The organism is Streptomyces sp. NBC_00209 (genome assembly GCF_045206345.1).
GTDB lineage: Bacteria > Actinomycetota > Actinomycetes > Streptomycetales > Streptomycetaceae > Streptomyces.
The window spans coordinates 2507186-2528442 of sequence record NZ_CP108121.1 but is presented as its reverse complement, the minus strand read 5'-3'; the positions used below and the strand labels follow the sequence as shown (position 1 = coordinate 2528442).

The following is a 21257-nucleotide window of genomic DNA, read 5'->3' as shown; positions in this document are numbered from 1 at the left end:
ATCCCGGGCGCTCACAGCCAGCCCTGGCGCTGCGCCTGCAACGCCGGCTGGAAGCGGTTCACGGCGCCCAGTCCGGCCATCAGGACCTGCAGTCGGCGGAACAGCGTGCGGCGGCTGATGTCCAGCTCGCGCGCGATCACCTCGTCGCTCGTGCCGCTCGCCGGCAGCCACAGCAGCCGCCGGTCCGAGGGCGCCAGCCCGCCCGGGCGCGTCGTCCCTGGAGCGGGCGGTCGTCACCGACGAGGAGCGCGACGCGGAGCCGGCGGAGGCGCTGAGCGACCTCCGGCTCGTCAAGGACGCCTGGGAGCTCGGCGAGCCGCGCAAGGCCGTCGACTCCACCGTGCGCGGCTTCACCGACGCGATCGGCGACCTCTCGGGGGCCGTCGCGACCTCGGAGCGGTGGATCGAGGGCACGTTCTTCCGCCACGCCCGCCTGGAGGGCAACGCCGTCGGCTACGGCTCCATCCGCGCCGCCGGCGACCACGCCACGATCACGCACTGGACGGACAACGACGGCCCCGTGCGCCCCGGCGACCTGCTCCTGTTCGACGCGGGCGTGGAGACCCGCACCCTCCACACCGCCGACGTCACGCGCACCCTTCCCGTCAGCGGCACGTTCACACCGCTCCAGCGGAAGGTCTACGACGCGGTGTACGAGGCGCAGGAGGCGGGAATGGCCGCGGTGAAGCCGGGCGCCCACTACCGCGACTTCCACGAGGCCGCGCAGCGCCATCTCGCCGCCCGGCTCGTGGAGTGGGGCTTCATCGAGGGCCCGGCCGAGCGGGCGTACGCACTCGGCCTCCAGCGCCGCTTCACCATGGCGGGCACCGGTCACATGCTCGGCCTGGACGTCCACGACTGCGCCCGGGCGCGCAACGAGGCGTACGTCGACGGGGTGCTGGAGCCGGGCATGGTGCTGACCGTCGAGCCCGGGCTGTACTTCCAGCCGGACGACCTGACGGTCCCGGAGGAGTGGCGCGGCATCGGCGTCCGCATCGAGGACGACCTCCTCGTGACGGACTCCGGCCACGAGAACCTGTCGGCGGGGCTCCCGCGCTCGGCGGACGAGGTCGAGGCGTGGATGGCGCGGGTGGCGGGCTGAGCGGAGGGCGGCCGGGCCGGGCCCCGGCCGCCCCGTCTCAGATGCCCGCCGCTGCCGCCAGGTCGCGCTTGATGCCGGTCAGCAGCTCCGTGGCCCGGGCGCGGGCCGCCGGCAGGGCGTCGGCGGAGCCCACCGGCACGACGACCTCCAGGTAGCACTTCAGCTTCGGCTCGGTGCCGCTCGGGCGGACGATCACCCGGGCGCCGTCGAGCGTGTAGCGCAGCCCGTCGGTCGGCGGCAGCCGGTCCGTGCCCCGCGACAGGTCCTCGGCCGAGGTCACGGGCAGCCCCGCCAGGGCGGCCGGCGGCTGCTCGCGCAGGCGGCGCATCGCGTCCGCGATGACCGACAGGTCCTCGACCCGCACCGACAGCTGGTCGGTCGCGTGCAGCCCGTGTTCGAGCGCGAGGTCGTCCAGCAGGTCCAGGAGCGTGCGCCCCTGCTCCTTCAGTACGGAGGCGAGCTCGGCGACGAGCAGCGCGGCCGTGATGCCGTCCTTGTCGCGGACGCCGTCCGGGTCCACGCAGTAGCCCAACGCCTCCTCGTACCCGTAACGCAGCCCCTCGACCCGGGCGATCCACTTGAAGCCCGTCAGGGTCTCCTCGTAGCCCAGGCCCGCCTCCTCGGCGATCCGGCCCAGCAGCGACGACGAGACGATCGACTCCGCGAACACGCCCGTGGCGCCCCGGCGCACCAGGTGCGCGGCGAGCAGCGCGCCGGTCTCGTCGCCCCGCAGCATCCGCCAGCCGCCGTCCGCCGCCGGGTCCGGCACGGCGACGGCACAGCGGTCCGCGTCCGGGTCGTTCGCGATGACGAGATCCGGTTTCGCGCGGCGCGCGGTGGTGAACGCGAGGTCCATCGCGCCGGGCTCCTCCGGATTGGGGAAGGCCACGGTGGGGAACGCGGGGTCCGGCTCGGCCTGCTCCGCGACGAGCACGGGGGCCGGGAAGCCGGCCCGGTCGAACGCGGCGGTGAGCACGGAGGCGCCGACGCCGTGCATCGCCGTGTACACGGTGCGGGCGGTGCGCGGCGAACCCGTGTCGAGCACGGCGTCCGTCCGCGCCAGGTACGCCTCCAGGACCTCGTCGCCCAGGATCTCCCAGCCGGTCGCCGGGCGGTCCACGGTGTCCAGCGGTCCGACCGCCGCGATGGCCGCGGCGATCTCGCCGTCCGCCGGCGGCACGATCTGCGAGCCGTCGCCGAGGTAGACCTTGTAGCCGTTGTCACGGGGCGGGTTGTGGCTGGCGGTCACCTCGACGCCGGCGACGGCGCCCAGGTGCCTTATGGCGTACGCCAGCACGGGGGTGGGCAGCGGGCGGGGGAGGACCGCCGCGCGGAGGCCGGCGCCGGTCATCACCGCGGCGGTGTCCCGCGCGAAGTCGGCCGACTTGTAGCGGGCGTCGTAGCCGATGACGACGAGACCGCCGGTCCGCCCCTGGTCCTTCAGGTACGCGGCGAGGCCGGCGGCGGCGCGGATGACCACGGAGCGGTTCATGCGCATCGGTCCTGCGCCGAGCTCGCCGCGCAGTCCGGCGGTGCCGAACTGGAGCGTGCCCGCGAAGCGGGTGGTGAGCTCGGGGGTGTCCTCGGCGGCGATGAGCTTGGCGAGCTCTTCGCGGGTGTCGGGGTCGGGGTCCTCCGCGAGCCAGGCGCTGGCGCGGGCGAGGAGGTCCGGGGGTGTCGTCACGGGGTGCCTTTCGTGTGCGGTGTGCGGTGCGGGTGCGTTGCGCCTGCGGCGGGCCTTGTCCCCTACCCGCCCCTTCCCGAAACCGGGGCGCTGCCCCCGGACCCCGCGCCTCAAACGCCGGCGAGGCTACAGCTGAGCCCTCCGGCGATTGAGGAGCGGGGGCCCGGGGGCAGCGCTCCCCAGGACAACCTCAGATCCGGTCCAGCACCCGCGACAGCAGGGACCCCATCCGCGTCGCGGAATCCCGCCCCGCCTGAAGGACCTCCTCGTGATTCAGCGGCTCCCCGCTCAACCCCGCCGCCAGGTTCGTCACCAAAGACAGGCCCAGTACCTCGGCCCCCGCCTCCCGGGCGGCAATCGCCTCCAGGACCGTGGACATGCCGACCAGGTCGCCGCCCATGACGCGGACCATGTTGATCTCGGCCGGAGTCTCGTAGTGCGGGCCGGGGAACTGGACGTACACGCCCTCTTCGAGCGTCTCGTCCACCTCCTTGCACAGCGCGCGCAGGCGCGGCGAGTACAGGTCGGTGAGGTCCACGAAGTTCGCGCCGACGATCGGCGAGGCAGCCGTGAGGTTGATGTGGTCGCTGATCAGGACGGGCTGCCCGGGGCGCATGCCCTCCCGCAGGCCGCCGCAGCCGTTCGTCAGGATGACCGTCCGGCACCCCGCGGCGACCGCCGTACGGACCCCGTGCGCGACGGCGGCGACGCCGCGGCCCTCGTAGTAGTGCGTGCGGCCCAGGAACACCAGGGCCCGCTTGTCGCCGATCACGTGCGAGCGGATCGTGCCGCCGTGGCCCTCGACGGCGGGCGCCGGGAAGCCGGGCAGGGCCGTCACCGGGAACTCGGCCGCCGGAACGCCGAGCGCGGCAGCGGCCGGCGCCCAGCCGGAGCCCATCACGAGGGCGACGTCGTGAGTCTCGGCACCGGTCAGCTCGCGCAGGCGGGCGGCGGCGTCGGCGGCGGCGGCGTGCGGGTCGCCCTGGATGTGGTCCGGAATAAGTGATGCGTTCACGCGGATGAGCGTAACCGCTGAACCCCTACGCGCGTAGATGCGCCTGTACAGAGTCTTGAGTGAATCGTTCGTGCGTTCCGACAATCGGGTCGGCGACCGGTCCCGTCAGCAGGGGCGCTTGCGCAGTTCCATCACGTAGTCGTGCGGCGCGCCCGCCGATTCCGCCGCGTCCGCGAGCTCGCCCAGATAGCGGGCGGACGGCAGGCCGCCCTCGTAGCCGTTCAGCACATACATCCAGGCCGGCTCCTCGCCGTCCAGGGTGTGCACCCGGATCCGCATGCGGCGGTAGATGTCGAGGCCGACGCCCTCCCAGCGGTCCATGGAGTCCTCGTCCATGGGGGCCAGGTCGTACAGGGCGACGAAGACCTGCGAGCGGGGCGCCTCCACCACGGTGGCCAGCGCGCCCTCCCAGCCCATCTGCTCCCCGCCGAAGGTCAGCCGCCAGCCGTTCAGCCAGCCGGTCCCGCGCAGCGGTGAGTGCGGGGCGCGGCGCGTCATCAGCCGCGCGTCGAGGTTGCCGGCGTACGCGGCGTAGAGCGACATGGGATCGAGGGTACGGGAGGTGGCGGCGGGCATGCCGGTTCCTGTGAGGAACGACCCCCGAGGGGCGGCGGGAACGGGGCGGATGTGTCCGCAGCGCACGCGCGCCGTGCGCCCCGGCGCACGTATGGAGGGCCCCGGGGAGAAGCACCTTGGCGCGTGCGGGACAATGAAGTACGTACTGCATTCCCCCGGGGCGATCCCCCGGACCCCCGGCCGGGACAGCAGACGGCCGTGGGACGAGAAACGCGAGGCGGACTTTTCGTGACCCGGATCGTGATCATCGGCGGCGGACCCGGCGGGTACGAGGCGGCCCTGGTGGGTGCCCAGCTCGGCGCGGAGGTGACCGTCGTCGACTGTGACGGCCTCGGCGGCGCGTCCGTCCTCACCGACTGCGTGCCCTCGAAGACCCTGATCGCGACGGCCGAGGTGATGACCACCTTCGACTCCTCGTACGAGGAGCTGGGCATCATCGTCGCGGACGACACCCCGCACATAGAGCAGGCCGCGCGGGTGGTCGGCGTCGATCTGGGGAAGGTCAACCGCCGCGTCAAGCGCCTCGCGCTCGCCCAGTCGCACGACATCACCGCCTCCGTCACCCGCGCCGGCGCCCGCGTCATGCGCGGCCGCGGCCGTCTGGAGGGCCTTCAGGCCGCCGACGGCTCCCGCCAGGTCGTCGTCACGGCCGCCGACGGTACGGAGGAGACGCTCACCGCGGACGCCGTGCTGATCGCGACCGGCGGGCACCCCCGGGAGATCCCGGACGCGCAGCCGGACGGCGAGCGCATCCTGAACTGGACCCAGGTCTACGACCTGGACGAGCTGCCGCAGGAGCTCATCGTCGTCGGTTCCGGTGTGACCGGTGCCGAGTTCGCCGGCGCCTACCAGGCCCTCGGCTCGCGCGTCACCCTCGTCTCGTCCCGCGACCGGGTGCTCCCCGGCGAGGACCCCGACGCGGCGGCCGTCCTGGAGGACGTGTTCCGGCGGCGCGGCATGAACGTCATGGCCCGTTCCCGCGCCCAGTCCGCCAAGCGCGTCGGCGACCGGGTCGAGGTGACCCTCGCCGACGGCCGGGTCATCTCCGGCACGCACTGCCTGATGGCCGTCGGCGCCATCCCGAACACCGCGGGCATGGGCCTGGAGGAGGCCGGCGTCCGGCTCAAGGACTCCGGGCACATCTGGACCGACAAGGTCTCCCGTACCAGCGCGCCCGGCGTCTACGCGGCCGGTGACGTCACCGGCATCTTCGCGCTCGCCTCCGTCGCCGCCATGCAGGGCCGCATCGCCATGTACCACTTCCTCGGCGACGCGGTGGCCCCGCTGGACCTCAAGACGGTCTCCTCGAACGTCTTCACCGACCCGGAGATCGCCACCGTCGGCTACACCCAGGCGGATGTCGACGCGGGCAAGATCGAGGCGCTGGTCGTCAAGCTGCCGCTGCTGCGCAACCCGCGCGCGAAGATGCAGGGCATCCGGGACGGCTTCGTCAAGATCTTCTGTCGCCCCGGCACCGGCATCATCGTCGGCGGCTGTGTCGTCGCCCCCCGGGCGAGCGAGCTGATCCACCCGATCTCGATCGCGGTCGACAACAATCTGACGGTCGACCAGATCGCGAACACCTTCACCGTGTACCCGTCCCTGTCGGGATCGATCGCCGAAGTGGCCCGCCAGTTGCACAGCCGTAAGCGCACGGGCGGGGCGTGACCGCTGTTCGATCAGGAGACGACAACAAGGCGGTCTCCTATATCACTTGGTGACCGCCTGTGTGTACAACTTCTTCTATTCGGCGCAAACTGCTGAAAAGTCTCGCGCGGTCACGTTACTGTCAGTTTCGTGTTCGCTGCAGAACGTCGTCAGTTGATCCTCGAAATGGTGCGCGCCAACGGGGCGGTATCGCTCCGTGAGCTCGCCCGCGTCGTCCAGACCTCCGAAGTGACCGTACGGCGGGACGTGCGGGCACTGGAGGCAGAAGGACTCCTCGACCGCCGGCATGGCGGTGCGGTCTTGCCGGGCGGTTTTACGCGGGAGTCCGGCTTTCCGCAGAAATCCCATCTCGCCACCGCGGAGAAAACGGCCATCGCCGACCTGGCCGCCGGCCTGGTCGAAGAAGGCGAGGCCATCGTCGTCGGTGCCGGTACGACCACGCAGGAGCTGGCCCGCCGGCTCGCGCGCGTCCCCGGCCTGACCGTCGTCACCAACTCGCTGCTCGTCGCCCAGGCGCTGGCCCATGCCAACCGGGTGGAGGTGGTGATGACCGGGGGCACCCTGCGTGGCTCCAACTACGCCCTGGTGGGCAGCGGGGCCGAGCAGTCCCTCCAGGGGCTGCGGGTCTCCCGCGCGTTCCTGTCCGGGAGCGGGCTCACCGCCGAGCGCGGGCTCTCCACGTCCAACATGCTCTCCGCGAGCGTGGACCGGGCGCTGGTGCAGGCCGCGGCGGAGGTGGTGGTCCTCGCGGACCACACGAAGCTCGGTTCCGACACGATGTTCCAGACCGTGCCGACGGATCTCATCACCCATCTGGTGACGGACGAGCCCGCCGCGCATGACGATCGGTCGGCGGCGGAGTTGCAGGCGTTGGCGGATCAGGGCGTACGGATCGCTGTCGCGGGTGCGGCCCCGTCGGCCGCGGAGCCGGGGGCGGGGGGCGGGCGGCCCGCTCGGCGCGAGATGCCGTTGCCCGGGCAGCGGCGTACGCAGGGGCAGGGGTTGCGGGCGCTTGGTGACGCGGGGGCCGGTGAGCGGGACCGGGCGCGGGTGGCGGATCTGCGGCGGCGGTAGCTCGGGGGCGCTGCCCCCGGACCCCCGCTCCTCAATCGCCGGAGGGGCTTGAATGTGCCAGCCCTCGTAGCGTCAGCTTCAGTAGGCGGTTTGCCAGTTCGGGGTCGTCCGGGGACTGTTCCGCCGCCAGGGCGATGGCGTTGGTCAGTTGCATCAGGTCGTCTATCGAGACGTCCGGGCGGACCGTGCCCGACGACTGGGCCCGGTTCAGGAGTGCCGAGCCTGCCTCGCGCAGGGGGGTGTTGCAGCGGGCCAGGGCCGAACTCTCGTCGTGGCAGGTCGACATGAGGGCCTGGGCCAGGCCGCGGTACTCGCCCGCGTGGGTGACGATCGCGCCCAGCCACTCCACCAGCGCGGCGCACGGCTGGTCCGAGCCGGCGAGTTCGCGGGAGCGGGTGATCAGGGAGGCCACCGCCTCCTGGAAGACCGCGCTCATCAGGGCGTGCCGGGTCGGGAAGTGGCGGTACAGCGTGCCGATGCCCACCCCCGCGCGCCGGGCGATGTCCTCCAGGGACGCGTCGGTGCCGTGTTCCGCGAAGGCGGTACGGGCCTCCGCCAGCAGCCGGCCGTAGTTCCGGCGCGCGTCGGCACGCATGGGCCGGGCCGGCGTCCCTGCCGTACTCATCGCCATGGTGCGGTCCTTCCTGTCTCCCCGGTCTCCAGGATGCCATCGCGCGGGCGGCCACCGTTCCCGAATGCGCCGGTGCCCCGGTCACGTCCGACGACATGACCGGGGCACCGGCGGGGAAGACGCGGGTCAGTCCTTGATCTCGCAGATGACGGCGCCCGAGGAGATCGAGCTGCCGACCTCGGCGGCCAGGCCCTTGACCGTGCCGGAGCGGTGCGCGTTCAGCGGCTGCTCCATCTTCATGGCCTCCAGGACGACGATCAGGTCGCCCTCCTTGACCTCCTGGCCCTCCTCCACGGCGATCTTCACGATCGTGCCCTGCATCGGGGAGGCGAGGGTGTCGCCGGAGACGGCCGAGCCGGACTTCTTCGCCGCGCGGCGCTTGGGCTTGGCGCCCGCCGCGAGGCCGGTACGGGCCAGGCTCATGCCGAGCGAGGAGGGCAGCGAGACCTCCAGGCGCTTGCCGCCGACCTCCACGACCACCGTCTCGCGGCCGGCCTCGTCGTCGGCCTCCGCCTCGGCGGGCGCGGCGAACGGCTTGATCTCGTTGACGAACTCCGTCTCGATCCAGCGGGTGTGGACGCGGAACGGGTCGGCGGTGAACGCCGGGTCCGTCACGACCGCACGGTGGAACGGGATGGCGGTCGCCATACCCTCGACGTGGAACTCCGCCAGGGCGCGCGCCGCCCGCTGGAGTGCCTGCTCACGCGTCGCACCGGTCACGATGAGCTTGGCGAGCAGCGAGTCCCAGGCGGGGCCGATGACCGAGCCGGACTCCACGCCCGCGTCCAGGCGCACGCCCGGACCGCTCGGCGCGTCGAACCTCGTCACCGTGCCGGGCGCCGGCAGGAAGCCCCGGCCCGGGTCCTCGCCGTTGATCCGGAACTCGAACGAGTGACCGCGCGAGGCGGGGTCGTCGTAACCCAGTGCCTCGCCGTCGGCGATCCGGAACATCTCGCGGACCAGGTCGATGCCGGAGACCTCCTCGGTCACCGGGTGCTCCACCTGGAGGCGCGTGTTGACCTCCAGGAAGGAGATCGTGCCGTCCATGCCGACCAGGAACTCGACCGTGCCGGCGCCGACGTAGCCGGCCTCCTTCAGGATCGCCTTGGACGCGGCGTACAGCTCGGCGTTCTGCGCGTCGGACAGGAAGGGGGCCGGGGCCTCCTCCACGAGCTTCTGGTGACGGCGCTGGAGCGAGCAGTCACGCGTCGAGACGACGACCACGTTGCCGTGGGTGTCGGCCAGGCACTGGGTCTCCACGTGCCGCGGCTTGTCGAGGTAGCGCTCCACGAAGCACTCCCCGCGCCCGAACGCGGCGACCGCCTCGCGGACGGCGGAGTCGTACAGCTCCGGGATCTCCTCCAGCGTGCGCGCGACCTTCAGGCCGCGGCCGCCGCCGCCGAACGCCGCCTTGATCGCGATCGGCAGGCCGTTCTGCTCGGCGAAGGCGACGACCTCCGCGGAGCCCGAGACCGGGTCAGGGGTGCCCGCGACCAGCGGGGCACCGGCGCGCTGCGCGATGTGGCGGGCGGCGACCTTGTCACCGAGGTCCCGAATCGCCTGCGGCGGCGGGCCGATCCACGTCAGACCGGCGTCCAGCACGGCCTGGGCGAACTCGGCGTTCTCCGAGAGGAAGCCGTAACCCGGGTGGATCGCGTCCGCCCCGGAGTCCTTGGCAGCCTGGAGCACCTTGGCGATGTCCAGATAGCTGGCCGCCGGGGTGTCACCGCCCAGAGCGAATGCCTCGTCGGCCGCACGGACGTGCAGAGCGTCACGGTCCGGATCGGCGTAGACGGCCACGCTGCCGATACCCGCGTCCCGGCAGGCCCGGGCAACACGAACAGCGATTTCGCCACGGTTGGCGATGAGCACCTTGCGCACGATGGCTCCCTCCTTGAAACAAGCTGAGTTTAGGGACTACCGACACGGTCCTACGACCCGTCCCCAATGGTGAGCTTGCCCACACGGAGTGTGATTCGAGGTGTGCTCGAGTCGCGAAATCCCTTGTGCCACCACGGTACGCCGGGTTCTGAACCCGCACAGTAGCGACCAGGTGTGGCCCAGGTCTCTATCGGCACGGGCAGCGACTTACCGTGATTCTTTGTGGAGTTCCCACTAAGGGGTGGGCAATTCTTTGCCCGAGTCACGAAAGCCCGGACGGGCGGGGGTGCGTCCGGGTCGCGCACAGCCCTTGTCGTGGCCATTACCCGTTAGTAGGGTCCGCGCTATTGCACGTACTGCTGGTAACAGGGGGTGAGTGTCGTGGTGCGCAGGCTGGTCGCCTTCTTGGCCGCGCTCGTGCTGGCCGTGGAGGCCGTGGGGATCGTGATCATCAACGTGGTCCTGGGCACGGTCGTGAAGAACCAGGACATGTCCCTCGCCGGTACGGACCCCGAGGCGATGTCCAAGGGCACCTGGGCGCTCGGCGGGGTCTCCGGGATCTTCCTGCTCCTGTGCGCCGTGCTGCTCGTGGTGGCGGGAGTCCGCGACCGGGGCCCGGGGCGCGTCGGCCGGATCGTGCTCATCTGCTGCGCGGTCGTCCACGGCGTGCTCGGCGCGCTGACGGTCGGACTCGTCGGCTGGACGGCGTTCGCCTGGATGATGGTGACGCTCGGCCTGATCGTGCTCGTCCTGGTGGCGTACGGTGCCGAGCCGGCCGCCCGGTCCGGGAAGGCCGCTCCCGAGGCGGCCGGGCCCGAGCCGGAGCCCGAGCCGGCCTGACCCCCGCTCAGGCCCAGAGGTCGGTGATCTCGATGCCGAGCTCGTTCAGCAGGCGGCGCAGCAGTGGCAGCGAGAGCCCGATGACGTTGCCCGGGTCGCCCTCGATGGAGTCCACGAACGGCGCCGAGCGCCCGTCCAGGGTGAAGGCGCCCGCCACGTGCAGCGGTTCGCCGGAGGCCACGTAGGCGGCGATCTCGGCGTCCGTCGGCTCCCCGAAGCGCACCGTGGTGGACGCCGTCCGCGAGACCGTGCGGCCGTTCGTGGTGTCCGTCAGGCTGTGCCCGGTCCGCAGGACCCCGGCGCGGCCGCGCATGGACTTCCAGCGGGCGGTGGCCTCCTCGGCGTCGGCGGGCTTGCCGAGCGCCTGCCCGTCGAGCTCCAGCACGGAGTCGCAGCCGATCACCAGGGCGCCGGCGGCCTCGGGGAGCGCGGCGACGACGGCCGCCTTGGCCTGGGCGAGGACGAGGGCGAGTTCTGCGGGGGTGTCTGCGGTGAGGGCGTCCTCGTCCACGCCGCTGACGATGACTTCCGGGGCGAGGCCGGCTTGGCGGAGCAGGCCCAGTCGGGCCGGGGAGGCGGAGGCGAGTACGAGGCGGCGGGGTGCGGTCATGGGCGCCATCGTACGGACGCGGGCCGTTGCGGGGGCGCTGCCCCCGGATCCCCGCTCCTCAATCGCCGGAGGGGCTGGAAACGCGTCAGCGCGTGCCCAGCACGAACATCGCGACGACCATCGCCAGGGCCAGGATCAGGCCCGCTCGGCGCATCATCGTTTCCGCGTCGCGGAGTTCCTTGGGGGGCTTGTTCTCGGGGTCGGACCAGAGCATGGTCCGATCCTGCTGCGGAGGGCTCGGGCGGCGCCTGAGTACGCGTACTCAACCGCCGCCCCAGCGGTCACGCGGGCCAGTACGTACGGGCCCAGGCGCGCGGGCCCGGCAGGTGGCGGCCGCTTCGGGCCAGGCGGCTCGGGTGGGACCAGCCGGCCGGGGGTGCCGGCGTGTTGGACGGCAGCGCGGACACCGCGGCGGCACGGGCCTGGACGACCGCGAGCGCGGCGGCCAGTTCCTCCGGGGTCGGGTTGCCCCGTACGACCTTGATCATGGCCAGGACCCTTTCTAGAGGGGGATGTTGCCGTGCTTCTTGGGCGGCAGGGACTCGCGCTTGGTGCGGAGCTGGCGCAGGCCCTTGACCACGTGGGCCCTGGTGTCGGACGGCATGATGACCGCGTCCACGTACCCGCGTTCGGCGGCCACGTACGGATTGAGGAGCGTGTCCTCGTAGTCCGCGATCAGTTCGGCGCGCGTGGCGTCCTGATCCTCGGCGGCGGCGATCGTGCGGCGGTGCAGGATGTTCACCGCGCCCTGCGCGCCCATGACGGCGATCTGCGCGGTCGGCCAGGCGAGGTTGATGTCGGCGCCCAGGTGCTTGGAGCCCATGACGTCGTACGCGCCGCCGAACGCCTTGCGCGTGATCACCGTGATCAGCGGGACCGTCGCCTCCGCGTACGCGTAGATCAGCTTGGCGCCGCGCCGGATGATGCCGCCGTACTCCTGGTCGACGCCCGGCAGGAAGCCCGGCACGTCCACGAAGGTCAGTACCGGCACGTTGAACGCGTCGCAGGTGCGGACGAAACGCGCCGCCTTCTCACTGGCGTTGATGTCCAGACAGCCGGCGAACTGCATCGGCTGGTTGGCGACGATGCCGACCGGGTAGCCCTCGACGCGGCCGAAGCCGGTGATGATGTTCGGCGCGAACAGGGCCTGGGTCTCCAGGAACTCGCCGTCGTCCAGCACGTGCTCGATCGCGGTGTGCATGTCGTACGGCTGGTTCGCCGAGTCCGGGATGAGCGTGTCCAGCTCGCGGTCCTCGTCGCTCACCGTCAGGTCCGCCTCCTCCGGGAAGGCCGGGGCCTCCGAGAGGTTGTTCGACGGGAGGTAGGACAGCAGCGACTTGACGTACTCGATGGCGTCCTTCTCGTCGCCCGCCATGTGGTGCGCGACGCCCGAGGTGGTGTTGTGCGTACGGGCTCCGCCCAGTTCCTCGAAGCCGACGTCCTCACCGGTGACCGTCTTGATGACGTCCGGGCCCGTGATGAACATGTGCGAGGTCTGGTCGACCATCACCGTGAAGTCGGTGATCGCGGGGGAGTACACCGCGCCGCCCGCGCACGGGCCGACGATCAGCGAGATCTGCGGGACCACACCCGAGGCGTGCACGTTGCGCCGGAAGATCTCCGCGAAGAGCCCCAGCGCCGCGACGCCCTCCTGGATGCGGGCGCCGCCGCCGTCGTTGATGCCGATGACCGGGCAGCCGGTCTTCAGCGCGAAGTCCATCACCTTGACGATCTTCTCACCGTAGACCTCGCCCAGCGAGCCGCCGAAGATGGTGAAGTCCTGCGAGTAGACGCAGACGGGACGGCCGTCGACCGTGCCGTAGCCGGTGACGACGCCGTCCCCGTACGGGCGGTTCTTCTCGATGCCGAAGTTGGTCGAGCGATGCCGGGCGAACTCGTCGAGCTCCACGAAGGAACCCTCGTCGAGCAGCAGCTCGACGCGCTCGCGCGCCGTCAGCTTGCCCTTCGCGTGCTGCTTCTCCACCGCGCGCGCCGACCCGGCGTGGGTCGCCTCGTCGATACGGCGCTGCAGGTCCGCGAGCTTGCCCGCGGTCGTGTGGATGTCGGTCTCTTCCGGCTCGGACATCGGGTGGCGGCTCCCTGCCTGGTCACGGGGACGACTTGGCTGCTGATCTGCTGACGAACAGCTACTGAGCCGTAGCGTATCGGCGCGGATACGGTTCGGCAGTGCGTCCTTTGACACACCTAGGGTGGCTTGCATGACACCTTCGGATGCGCCACAGAGCCGTTGGTCGGACCTCGACCGGCCGCCCCTCAACGTCCCCGCGCTGCGCCGCGGACTGCTGCGGCCCGGCTCGCTGTGGACCGCCCTCGACGTGGTCGGGTCCACCGGCTCCACCAACACCGATCTCGCCGCGCGCGCGGCGGGTCTCGCCGAGGGCACGGTCCTCGTCGCCGAGGAGCAGACCGCCGGGCGCGGGCGCCTGGAGCGCACCTGGACCGCCCCGGCGCGCTCGGGCCTGTTCTTCTCCGTCTACCTGACCCCCGGGGACGTGCCGGCGGAGCGCTGGGGCTGGCTGCCGCTGCTCACCGGGGTCGCCGCCGCGACCGGTCTGGCGCGCGCGGCGGGCGTCGACATGGCCCTGAAGTGGCCCAACGACCTGCTCGTCACGGTGGGTGGCGAGGAGCGCAAGACCGGCGGCATCCTCGCCGAGCGGGCCGGCGACGGCGTCGTCATCGGTATCGGCCTCAACGTCTCCCTGCGCGCCGACGAGCTCCCCGCCCCCACCGCCGCCTCGCTCGCCCTGGCCGGCGCGGTCTCCACCGACCGCGAGACGCTGCTGCGGGGTGTCCTGCGGTCCCTGGAGCACTGGTACGGGCTCTGGCGGGACGCGGACGGCGACGCGGGGGCGAGCGGGGTGCAGGAGGCGTACGCGGCGGGCTGCGCGACCCTCGGCAAGGCCGTACGGGCCCAGCTGCCCGGCGACCGCACGCTCACCGGTGAGGCCGTCGCCGTCGACGGGGACGGCCGGCTCGTCCTGGCCACCGACGGCGGACTGCGCGAACCGGTCTCCGCGGGCGACATCGTGCACCTGCGGGGCGCGGCGGGCGGCCTGACCTGAACCCGAGGCGTCCGGGGCTCGTGCCCTGAGGACGTGAGGTAGGGCACACCTGCCGTATCGTTGAGGTGATCCACCGACGGACAGATCGGCAGGGCAGTGCGCAGGGAACGGGCAGGAGGCGGCTGGTGACCGTCGACGACACGACCTCCGGCGATGGAGCGCAGCAGTCGTCGGACTCCTCGGTGCACGCCACACCGCACCACGAAGTCGACCACACGGCCGAGCCGACCGACGACCCCCTCGCGATCCGGCTGGAACAGCTGATCCTGGGCGCCGACCGCCGGTACACGCCGTTCCAGGCGGCCCGCACGGCCGGCGTCTCCATGGACCTGGCCTCCCGCTTCTGGCGGGCCATGGGCTTCGCGGACATCGGCCAGGCCAAGGCGCTCACGGAGGCCGACGTGCTGGCCCTGAGGCGGCTCTCCGGTCTGGTGGAGGCCGGACTGCTCAGCGAGCCGATGGCGATCCAGGTCGCCCGGTCGACCGGGCAGACCACCGCCCGGCTGGCCGAATGGCAGATCGACTCCTTCCTGGAGGGCCTGACCGAGCCCCCCGAGCCCGGTATGACCCGCACCGAGGTCACGTACCCCCTGGTCGAACTGCTCCTGCCCGAGCTGGAGGAGTTCCTGGTGTACGTGTGGCGGCGCCAGCTCGCGGCCGCCACGGGCCGGGTCGTGCAGGCGGCCGATGACGACGAGATGGTCGACCGGCGCCTGGCCGTGGGCTTCGCGGACCTCGTCGGCTTCACCCGGCTCACCCGCCGCCTGGAGGAGGAGGAGCTCGGCGAACTGGTCGAGTCCTTCGAGACCACCTGCGCCGACCTGGTCGCGGCGCACGGCGGCCGGCTCATCAAGACCCTCGGCGACGAGGTCCTGTTCGCCGCCGACGACGCGGGCACCGCCGCCGAGATCGCGCTGCGCCTCGTGGAGGCGATGACCGTGGACGAGACCATGCCGGCGCTCCGGGTCGGCATCGCCTTCGGCACGGTCACCACCCGGATGGGCGATGTCTTCGGCACCACGGTGAACCTGGCCAGCCGTCTTACGTCGATAGCGCCCAAGGACGCGGTGCTCGTCGACGGGGCGTTCGCCAAGGAGCTGACGCGTACGGGCGACGCCCCGGTCTCCGAGGCGCGCGCGGCCGAGGAGGCCGCCGCGGCGGCGGAGCGGGCCGGGAAGGAGGGCCCGGACGCCGAGGTGGTCCCGGTGCCGAAGTACCGCTACGGGCTCCAGCCGATGTGGCAGCGCCCGGTCCGCGGCCTCGGCGTGGTCGAACCCTGGCTGCTGGCCCGGCGCGGCACGTCCTGAATCCGTTCCGCACACCCTTTCGGGGAAGAGCTCTAGGATCCCTTCGGTAACGATCGTTAACCGACAGGAGTGCACGCATGACCGTCACGTCCGAGCAGCGGTACGGGGAGTTCGTCGTCGTCCGGGGTCACGAGGGCCTTGAGCATGTCGCCGAGCTGGTTCTCGACCGGCCGAAGGCCATGAACGCGGTGTCCACGGACATGGCCCGCTCGATCGCCGCCGCCTGCGACGCGCTCGCCGCCGACCGGGACGTACGTGTCACCGTCCTGACCTCCAGCCACGAGCGGGCCTTCTGCGTGGGCGCGGACCTCAAGGAGCGCAACTCCTTCTCCGACGCCGATCTGGTGCGTCAGCGGCCCACCGCCCGCGCCGCCTACACCGGTGTGCTGGAGCTGCCCATGCCGACGATCGCCGCCGTGCACGGCTTCGCCCTGGGCGGCGGCTTCGAGCTGGCCCTGTCCTGCGACCTGATCGTCGCCGACCCGACCGCCCTGGTGGGCTTGCCCGAGGTCTCCGTCGGCGTCATTCCGGGCGGCGGCGGCACCCAGCTGCTGCCCCGCCGGGTCGGGGCCGCGCGCGCCGCCGAGCTGATCTTCAGCGCCCGCCGGGTGCACGGCCCCGAGGCCCGGGAGCTGGGTCTGGTGGACGAGCTGGTGGCCGAGGGTGAGGACCGGGCCGAGGCGCTGGCCCTGGCCGGCCGGATCGCCGCGAACTCGCCGGTCGGGCTGCGGGCGGCCAAGCGGGCGCTGCGGCTCGGGCACGGGCTCGATCTGCGGGCCGGGCTTGAGGTCGAGGACTCCGCGTGGCGGTCGGTGGCCTTCTCCGGGGACCGGGCGGAGGGCGTGGCCGCGTTCAACGAGAAGCGGAAGGCGAACTGGCCGGGGGAGTGACCCTGGGTGCCCGTTTCCGGGTGGATCGATCACGCTCCGGAGTCGCCGAGTGATCGCTGAGGCCATATCGCCCTAAACTGGCGCAATGGGTGGTGACGACGCACGACTGCGCGCCGTGGTCTCGCTGGCGCAGACGATGGCCGCGGCGCAGACGCCCCGGGGGTGCTGGCGAGCTGCCGCCCTGGGGGCCTGCGAGGCGCTGGGCGGCAGCTTCGCCGCGCTCTCGGTCTGGGAGCGCGACCGGGGCCGGCTGAGGGTCCTGGTCAACGCGGGTGAGCGGGCCGAGGGCGAGGAGGAGTTCCCCGAGGAGGAGGTCTATCCGGTCCACCGGTTCCCGGAGATCACCGAGTTCCTGCACGAACGGTGGGCCGGGGGCGGCGAGCCGGACGCCTGGGTGGAGACCGCCGAGGGTCCGGTGGACGGGGGGCCGGGCCGGCGGCCGGTGGCCGGTGCGCACGGGTACGGGCCCGGCTACTGCCACCAGCGGGTGGCGGCGCTGCGCCGGCGCGGGCGGGGCTGCTGCGTGGTCGCGCCGATCGTGCTGCACGGGCGGGCGTGGGGCGAGCTGTACGTGGCACGGCCGGTGGGCGAACCGGTCTTCGGGCGCGCGGACGCCGACTTCGCGACGGTGCTGGCCGCCGTGGTGGCCGCCGGGCTCGCCCAGACCGAGCGCTTGGAGGAGGTCCGCAAGCTGGCCTTCACGGACCCGCTGACCGGCCTCGCCAACCGCAGGGCCGTCGATGTGCGGCTGGACGAGGCGCTGGAGCGGCACCGGGCGGACGGGGCGGTGGTCAGCCTGGTCGTCTGCGACCTGAACGGGCTGAAGTGGGTCAACGACACCCATGGCCACGCGGTCGGGGACCGGCTGCTGGAACGTTTCGGCTCGGTGCTGTCGCGGTGCGGCGCCATACTGCCCGGCGCGCTGGCGGCCCGGCTGGGCGGCGACGAGTTCTGCCTGCTGGCCGTGGGTCCCGGGGCGGACGAGGTGGTCGCCGTGGCCACCGAGCTGTGCGAGCGGGCGGCCGGGCTCGAGTTCGGCAACGGGGTCGCCTGCGGGATCGCGTCCACCGGCGACGAGATCGGGCCCGTGGTCTCGGCCCGGCGGCTGTTCCGGCTGGCGGACGCGGCGCAGTACCGGGCGAAGGCGGCCCGCTCGGACCGCCCGGTGGTGGCGGGGCGCGACGACGAGGTCATCCGGCTGGCGGACTCCCCGCCGAAGTCCCCGCACGACCGCCGCCGGCTGCGCGGCAATCCGCCCGAGCACTGACCCGTACGACCGGCACGCGCGTCGGCGTTCGCGTCTGGGTTCGCGTAAGGGTTCAACCCGCCGACCACTGGTGACATGAAGGGTTTCAATCCGTACGCTGCTGAATATGGATATGCATACAGTCGTGGTGGGGACGTCCGGTACCACCGCTCAGGACGTCATCGCCGTGGCCCGCGGCAACGCCCGTGTCGAGCTCTCCGCCAACGCGGTGGCCGCGCTGGCCGCCGCGCGCGAGATCGTGGACGCGCTCGCCGCGAAGCCCGAGCCGGTCTACGGGGTCTCGACCGGCTTCGGTGCCCTGGCCAGCCGTCACATCAGCCCGGAGCTGCGTGCCCAGCTGCAGCGCAACATCGTCCGCTCGCACGCCGCCGGCATGGGCCCGCACGTCGAGCGCGAGGTCGTCCGGGCGCTGATGTTCCTCCGGCTGAAGACGGTCGCCTCCGGCCACACCGGCGTACGCCCCGAGGTCGCGCAGACCATGGCCGACCTGCTGAACGCCGGGATCACCCCCGTCGTCCACGAGTACGGATCGCTCGGCTGCTCCGGCGACCTGGCGCCCCTGTCGCACTGCGCGCTGGCCCTGATGGGCGAGGGCGACGCGGAGGGCCCCGACGGCACCGTCCGCCCGGCCGGGGAACTCCTCGCCGCGCACGGCATCGCCCCGGTCGAGCTGCGCGAGAAGGAGGGCCTGGCCCTCCTCAACGGCACCGACGGCATGCTCGGCATGCTGATCATGGCCCTGGCCGATCTGCGGACGCTCTACACCTCGGCCGACATCACGGCCGCCCTCTCCCTGGAGGCCCTGCTCGGCACGGACAAGGTCCTCGCGCCCGAGCTGCACGCCATCCGCCCGCACCCCGGCCAGGGCGCCAGCGCGGACAACATGCTGCGGGTTCTCGCGGGCTCCGGTCTCACCGGCCACCATCAGGATGACGCGCCGCGCGTCCAGGACGCCTACTCGGTGCGGTGCGCGCCGCAGGTCAACGGGGCGGGCCGGGACACCCTCGCGTACGCCGCGACCGTCGCCGACCGCGAGCTGGCGGCCGCCGTGGACAATCCGGTGGTCCTCCGAGGGGGCACCTCCCGCTCGAACGGAGTTGAGAGTGGGGGAGGGCGGGTGGAGTCCAACGGCAACTTCCACGGGGCGCCCGTCGCCTACGTCCTGGACTTCCTGGCCATCGCCGCCGCGGACCTGGGCTCGATCACCGAGCGCCGTACCGACCGGCTGCTCGACAAGAACCGGTCGCACGGGCTGCCGCCGTTCCTGGCCGACGACGCGGGCGTGGACTCCGGTCTGATGATCGCCCAGTACACCCAGGCCGCCCTGGTCAGCGAGATGAAGCGGCTCGCCGTCCCGGCCTCCGCCGACTCCATCCCGTCCTCCGCCATGCAGGAGGACCACGTCTCGATGGGCTGGTCCGCCGCGCGCAAGCTGCGTACCGCCGTCGGCAACCTCGCCCGGATCGTCGCCGTCGAGCTGTACGCGGCGACCCGCGCGGTCGAGCTGCGCGCTCAGCAGGGGCTGACCCCGGCGCCCGCCACGCGCGCCGTCATCGAGGCGCTGCGGGCCGCCGGTGTCGAGGGCCCCGGCCCCGACCGCTTCCTGTCGCCGGACCTGGCCGCCGCCGACGCCTTCGTACGGGCGGGCGGGGTGGTCTCCGCCGTGGAGCCGGTCACCGGGCCGCTGGCCTGAGCCCGATCCCGGGGAGCGCGCCGGAATCCGCGTCGTCGCCCGTTGTCGCCGCGGCTCCGGGCGCGGTGCCCGTATCGCCCGTGGCGTTGGCCGACGGGACGAACCACAGGGCGCAGAGCAGCGTCCCCGCGGCGGTGGCGGTCAGGAGCGGGCGGAGGGCGATGGCCACGAAATCGGTCTCCCTTGCGACGGCCGGCTCGTCCCGATGCTAGGGCCGTCACCCGCCTCACGCCAGAGCCCCGGTGAACGCATGGCGGCGAGGGCGCCGGGGAATGCGTGCACGACGGGGCACATCCCGGGCGTCCCGCACAATGGGAGGGAGGGCGACGGCTTCGGCGGCCCGTAGCGGCGGGTCCGACCTGCGGGAACGCAGGCGCTGCCCGCTCGCGGCGGACCCGGGCCGGTCCGTGTCGCGGACGCGGGAACCACCGCCCCCGGCACGGCGTCGAAGAGTGGTGTTCCCCACACATTCGACGCACGTGGAACGGGGATCCCGTACAAGGGGTTCTGGAACATTGACGGGGTTTCGCCGTTGGCGGCCTTGTTCGGGGTTTTTGGGGATTTCGGCAACGATGGAGAAGCGTGTGATGACGGACAGCAAGCGGCGCAAGGGCCTGATGGCCGCGTCCGCACTGCTCGGCGGCGTACTGGTGCTTTCCGCCTGCGACGACGGCGGCGACAAGGGCGGTCCGAGCCCCGAGAGCTCGAAATCCCAGGCGGCCGACGTCGACAAGGCGGCGGCCCAGGAGACCTCCGAGGCGCAGATAACGATCACGCCCAAGAACGGCGCGACCAACGCGAGCATCAACAACGCCGCCAAGGTCACCGTCGCCAAGGGCAAGCTGACCGAGGTCACCATGACCAGCGCGGACGGCAAGAGCGTCAAGGGCACCCTCTCCGCCGACGGCACGAGCTGGCAGCCGGACGCCCAGCTGGAGCGCTCGACCACCTACAAGGTCAGCGCCACGGCGAAGGACGCCAAGGACCGCGAGGCCCACGAGAACGCCTCCTTCACCACCGTCTCGCCCGACAAGAGCTTCATCGGGAACTTCACCCCCGAGGACGGCTCCACCGTCGGCGTCGGCATGCCCGTCTCGATCAACTTCAACAAGCCGATCACCGACACCAAGGCCGTCCAGGACGGCATCAAGGTGACGTCGAGCAGCGGCCAGGAGGTCGTCGGCCACTGGTTCAACAACCAGCGCCTCGACCTGCGCCCCGATCAGTACTGGCAGGCCGGCTCGACCGTCACCCTGAAGCTGTCCCTGGACGGCGTCGAGGGCTCGGACGGCGTCTACGGCGTCCAGCAGAAGACGGTCACCTTCAAGATCGGCCGCGCGCAGGTCTCCACGGTGGACGCCAAGACGCACATGATGACCGTCACCCGGGACGGCAAGACGATCAAGACCATCCCGATCTCCGCGGGCGGGCCCGACAACCCCACGTACAACGGCCAGATGGTGATCTCCGAGAAGTACAAGGAGACCCGGATGAACGGCGCCACCGTCGGCTTCACGGACGACGACGGCAAGGGCGAGTACGACATCAAGGACGTGCCGCACGCCATGCGGCTGTCCACGTCGGGCACCTTCATCCACGGCAACTACTGGGGCAAGGGCATCTTCGGCAAGGTCAACACCAGCCACGGCTGCGTCGGCCTCCAGGACGTCAAGGGCGCCGGTGACGCGGACCAGCCCGCCGCGTGGTTCTACAACAACTCCATGGTCGGTGACGTCGTCATCGTCAAGAACTCCCCCGACAAGACCATCCCGCCCTCCAACGGCCTGAACGGCTGGAACCTGAGCTGGGCCGAGTGGACGGCGGGCTCCAACGCCTGACCGGCCCCCTTCCGGCCGAACCCCACCCCGTACGCCGAAGGCGGCGGCACCCCATCCGGTGCCGCCGCCTTCGGCGTACACACTGTTCTCATCCGGCT

General features: G+C 72.2%; 19 protein-coding genes and 2 pseudogenes. 10 read left to right on the top strand and 11 right to left on the bottom strand.

The annotated features are described in order from the left end of the window. Window positions 1-11: 11 nt before the first annotated feature. A pseudogene (locus OG867_RS11035) lies at window positions 12-215 on the bottom strand (LuxR family transcriptional regulator); the annotation flags it as partial. On the opposite strand from OG867_RS11035, the pseudogene OG867_RS11030 reads away from it, so the two are divergent. Beyond that, window positions 155-1102: pseudogene (locus OG867_RS11030) on the top strand (M24B family metallopeptidase); the annotation flags it as partial. The pseudogenes OG867_RS11035 and OG867_RS11030 sit on opposite strands and share 61 nt — an antisense overlap. Window positions 1103-1139: 37 nt before the next feature. Here OG867_RS11030 and OG867_RS11025 read toward each other — a convergent pair. The 3 genes from OG867_RS11025 to OG867_RS11015 form a co-directional block, all read right to left on the bottom strand. Continuing rightward, window positions 1140-2786 (bottom strand): phospho-sugar mutase, encoded by a 1647-nt coding sequence (locus OG867_RS11025; protein ID WP_406284654.1) that lies wholly within the window; start codon window positions 2784-2786, stop codon window positions 1140-1142. 190 nt (window positions 2787-2976) lie between these two features. Further along, window positions 2977-3801 (bottom strand): purine-nucleoside phosphorylase, encoded by an 825-nt coding sequence (locus OG867_RS11020; RefSeq protein ID WP_328901935.1) that lies wholly within the window; start codon window positions 3799-3801, stop codon window positions 2977-2979. Window positions 3802-3906: 105 nt separating this feature from the next. Beyond that, window positions 3907-4344: a gamma-glutamylcyclotransferase gene (locus tag OG867_RS11015; RefSeq protein WP_328904439.1), complete on the bottom strand. Its 438-nt coding sequence runs from the start codon at window positions 4342-4344 to the stop codon at window positions 3907-3909. Window positions 4345-4605: 261 nt separating this feature from the next. Here OG867_RS11015 and OG867_RS11010 point away from each other — a divergent pair, with 261 nt between their 5' ends. Together OG867_RS11010 and OG867_RS11005 are read left to right on the top strand one after the other, a co-directional pair. Continuing rightward, window positions 4606-6045 carry an NAD(P)H-quinone dehydrogenase gene (locus OG867_RS11010; protein ID WP_328901936.1) on the top strand — a complete coding sequence of 480 codons (1440 nt, stop codon included), beginning with the start codon at window positions 4606-4608 and terminating at the stop codon, window positions 6043-6045. A 129-nt stretch (window positions 6046-6174) separates the two neighbouring features. Beyond that, a complete protein-coding gene (locus OG867_RS11005; protein ID WP_406284651.1) occupies window positions 6175-7119 on the top strand; it encodes a DeoR/GlpR family DNA-binding transcription regulator in 945 nt (314 codons plus the stop codon). 31 nt (window positions 7120-7150) lie between these two features. Here the strand turns inward: OG867_RS11005 and OG867_RS11000 are convergent, their stop codons facing one another. Beyond that, entirely contained in the window at window positions 7151-7750 is a 600-nt protein-coding gene (locus tag OG867_RS11000; RefSeq protein ID WP_406284649.1) for a TetR/AcrR family transcriptional regulator, read from the bottom strand. A gap of 126 nt (window positions 7751-7876) precedes the next feature. Further along, window positions 7877-9631, bottom strand: coding sequence for an acetyl/propionyl/methylcrotonyl-CoA carboxylase subunit alpha (locus OG867_RS10995; protein ID WP_406284647.1), 1755 nt, complete (start codon window positions 9629-9631; stop codon window positions 7877-7879). 372 nt (window positions 9632-10003) lie between these two features. On the opposite strand from OG867_RS10995, the gene OG867_RS10990 reads away from it, so the two are divergent. After that, window positions 10004-10471 carry a hypothetical protein gene (locus OG867_RS10990; protein WP_406284645.1) on the top strand — a complete coding sequence of 156 codons (468 nt, stop codon included), beginning with the start codon at window positions 10004-10006 and terminating at the stop codon, window positions 10469-10471. A gap of 7 nt (window positions 10472-10478) precedes the next feature. Here the strand turns inward: OG867_RS10990 and OG867_RS10985 are convergent, their stop codons facing one another. The 4 genes from OG867_RS10985 to OG867_RS10970 all read right to left on the bottom strand — a co-directional run bounded on the left by OG867_RS10985 (window position 10479) and on the right by OG867_RS10970 (window position 13167). Further along, window positions 10479-11090, bottom strand: coding sequence for a nucleoside triphosphate pyrophosphatase (locus OG867_RS10985; RefSeq protein ID WP_328901941.1), 612 nt, complete (start codon window positions 11088-11090; stop codon window positions 10479-10481). Window positions 11091-11166: 76 nt separating this feature from the next. Further along, window positions 11167-11295 (bottom strand): morphogenic membrane protein MmpB, encoded by a 129-nt coding sequence (mmpB, locus tag OG867_RS10980; protein WP_018101029.1) that lies wholly within the window; start codon window positions 11293-11295, stop codon window positions 11167-11169. A 67-nt stretch (window positions 11296-11362) separates the two neighbouring features. Next, entirely contained in the window at window positions 11363-11569 is a 207-nt protein-coding gene (locus tag OG867_RS10975) for an acyl-CoA carboxylase subunit epsilon (RefSeq protein WP_328901942.1), read from the bottom strand. A 14-nt stretch (window positions 11570-11583) separates the two neighbouring features. Continuing rightward, window positions 11584-13167 carry an acyl-CoA carboxylase subunit beta gene (locus OG867_RS10970; protein WP_328901943.1) on the bottom strand — a complete coding sequence of 528 codons (1584 nt, stop codon included), beginning with the start codon at window positions 13165-13167 and terminating at the stop codon, window positions 11584-11586. Window positions 13168-13300: 133 nt separating this feature from the next. Between OG867_RS10970 and OG867_RS10965 the strand changes: the two genes are divergently transcribed. From OG867_RS10965 to hutH, 5 genes are all read left to right on the top strand, one after another. Further along, window positions 13301-14164: a biotin--[acetyl-CoA-carboxylase] ligase gene (locus OG867_RS10965; RefSeq protein ID WP_406284642.1), complete on the top strand. Its 864-nt coding sequence runs from the start codon at window positions 13301-13303 to the stop codon at window positions 14162-14164. Between the two features lie 125 nt (window positions 14165-14289). Beyond that, entirely contained in the window at window positions 14290-15471 is a 1182-nt protein-coding gene (locus OG867_RS10960; protein ID WP_328901945.1) for an adenylate/guanylate cyclase domain-containing protein, read from the top strand. Window positions 15472-15548: 77 nt separating this feature from the next. After that, complete coding sequence (locus OG867_RS10955; RefSeq protein ID WP_328901946.1) at window positions 15549-16361, top strand: enoyl-CoA hydratase-related protein; 813 nt, start codon at window positions 15549-15551, stop codon at window positions 16359-16361. Window positions 16362-16446: 85 nt separating this feature from the next. After that, complete coding sequence (locus OG867_RS10950; protein ID WP_328901947.1) at window positions 16447-17628, top strand: GGDEF domain-containing protein; 1182 nt, start codon at window positions 16447-16449, stop codon at window positions 17626-17628. A gap of 112 nt (window positions 17629-17740) precedes the next feature. Continuing rightward, window positions 17741-19321 (top strand): histidine ammonia-lyase, encoded by a 1581-nt coding sequence (gene hutH, locus OG867_RS10945; protein ID WP_406290886.1) that lies wholly within the window; start codon window positions 17741-17743, stop codon window positions 19319-19321. On the opposite strand, the gene OG867_RS10940 is transcribed toward hutH, so the two are convergent. Next, a complete protein-coding gene (locus OG867_RS10940; RefSeq protein WP_328904556.1) occupies window positions 19302-19490 on the bottom strand; it encodes a hypothetical protein in 189 nt (62 codons plus the stop codon). The genes hutH and OG867_RS10940 overlap by 20 nt on opposite strands. A gap of 418 nt (window positions 19491-19908) precedes the next feature. On the opposite strand from OG867_RS10940, the gene OG867_RS10935 reads away from it, so the two are divergent. Continuing rightward, a complete protein-coding gene (locus OG867_RS10935) occupies window positions 19909-21159 on the top strand; it encodes an Ig-like domain-containing protein (protein WP_406284638.1) in 1251 nt (416 codons plus the stop codon). Window positions 21160-21257 lie beyond the last annotated feature (98 nt).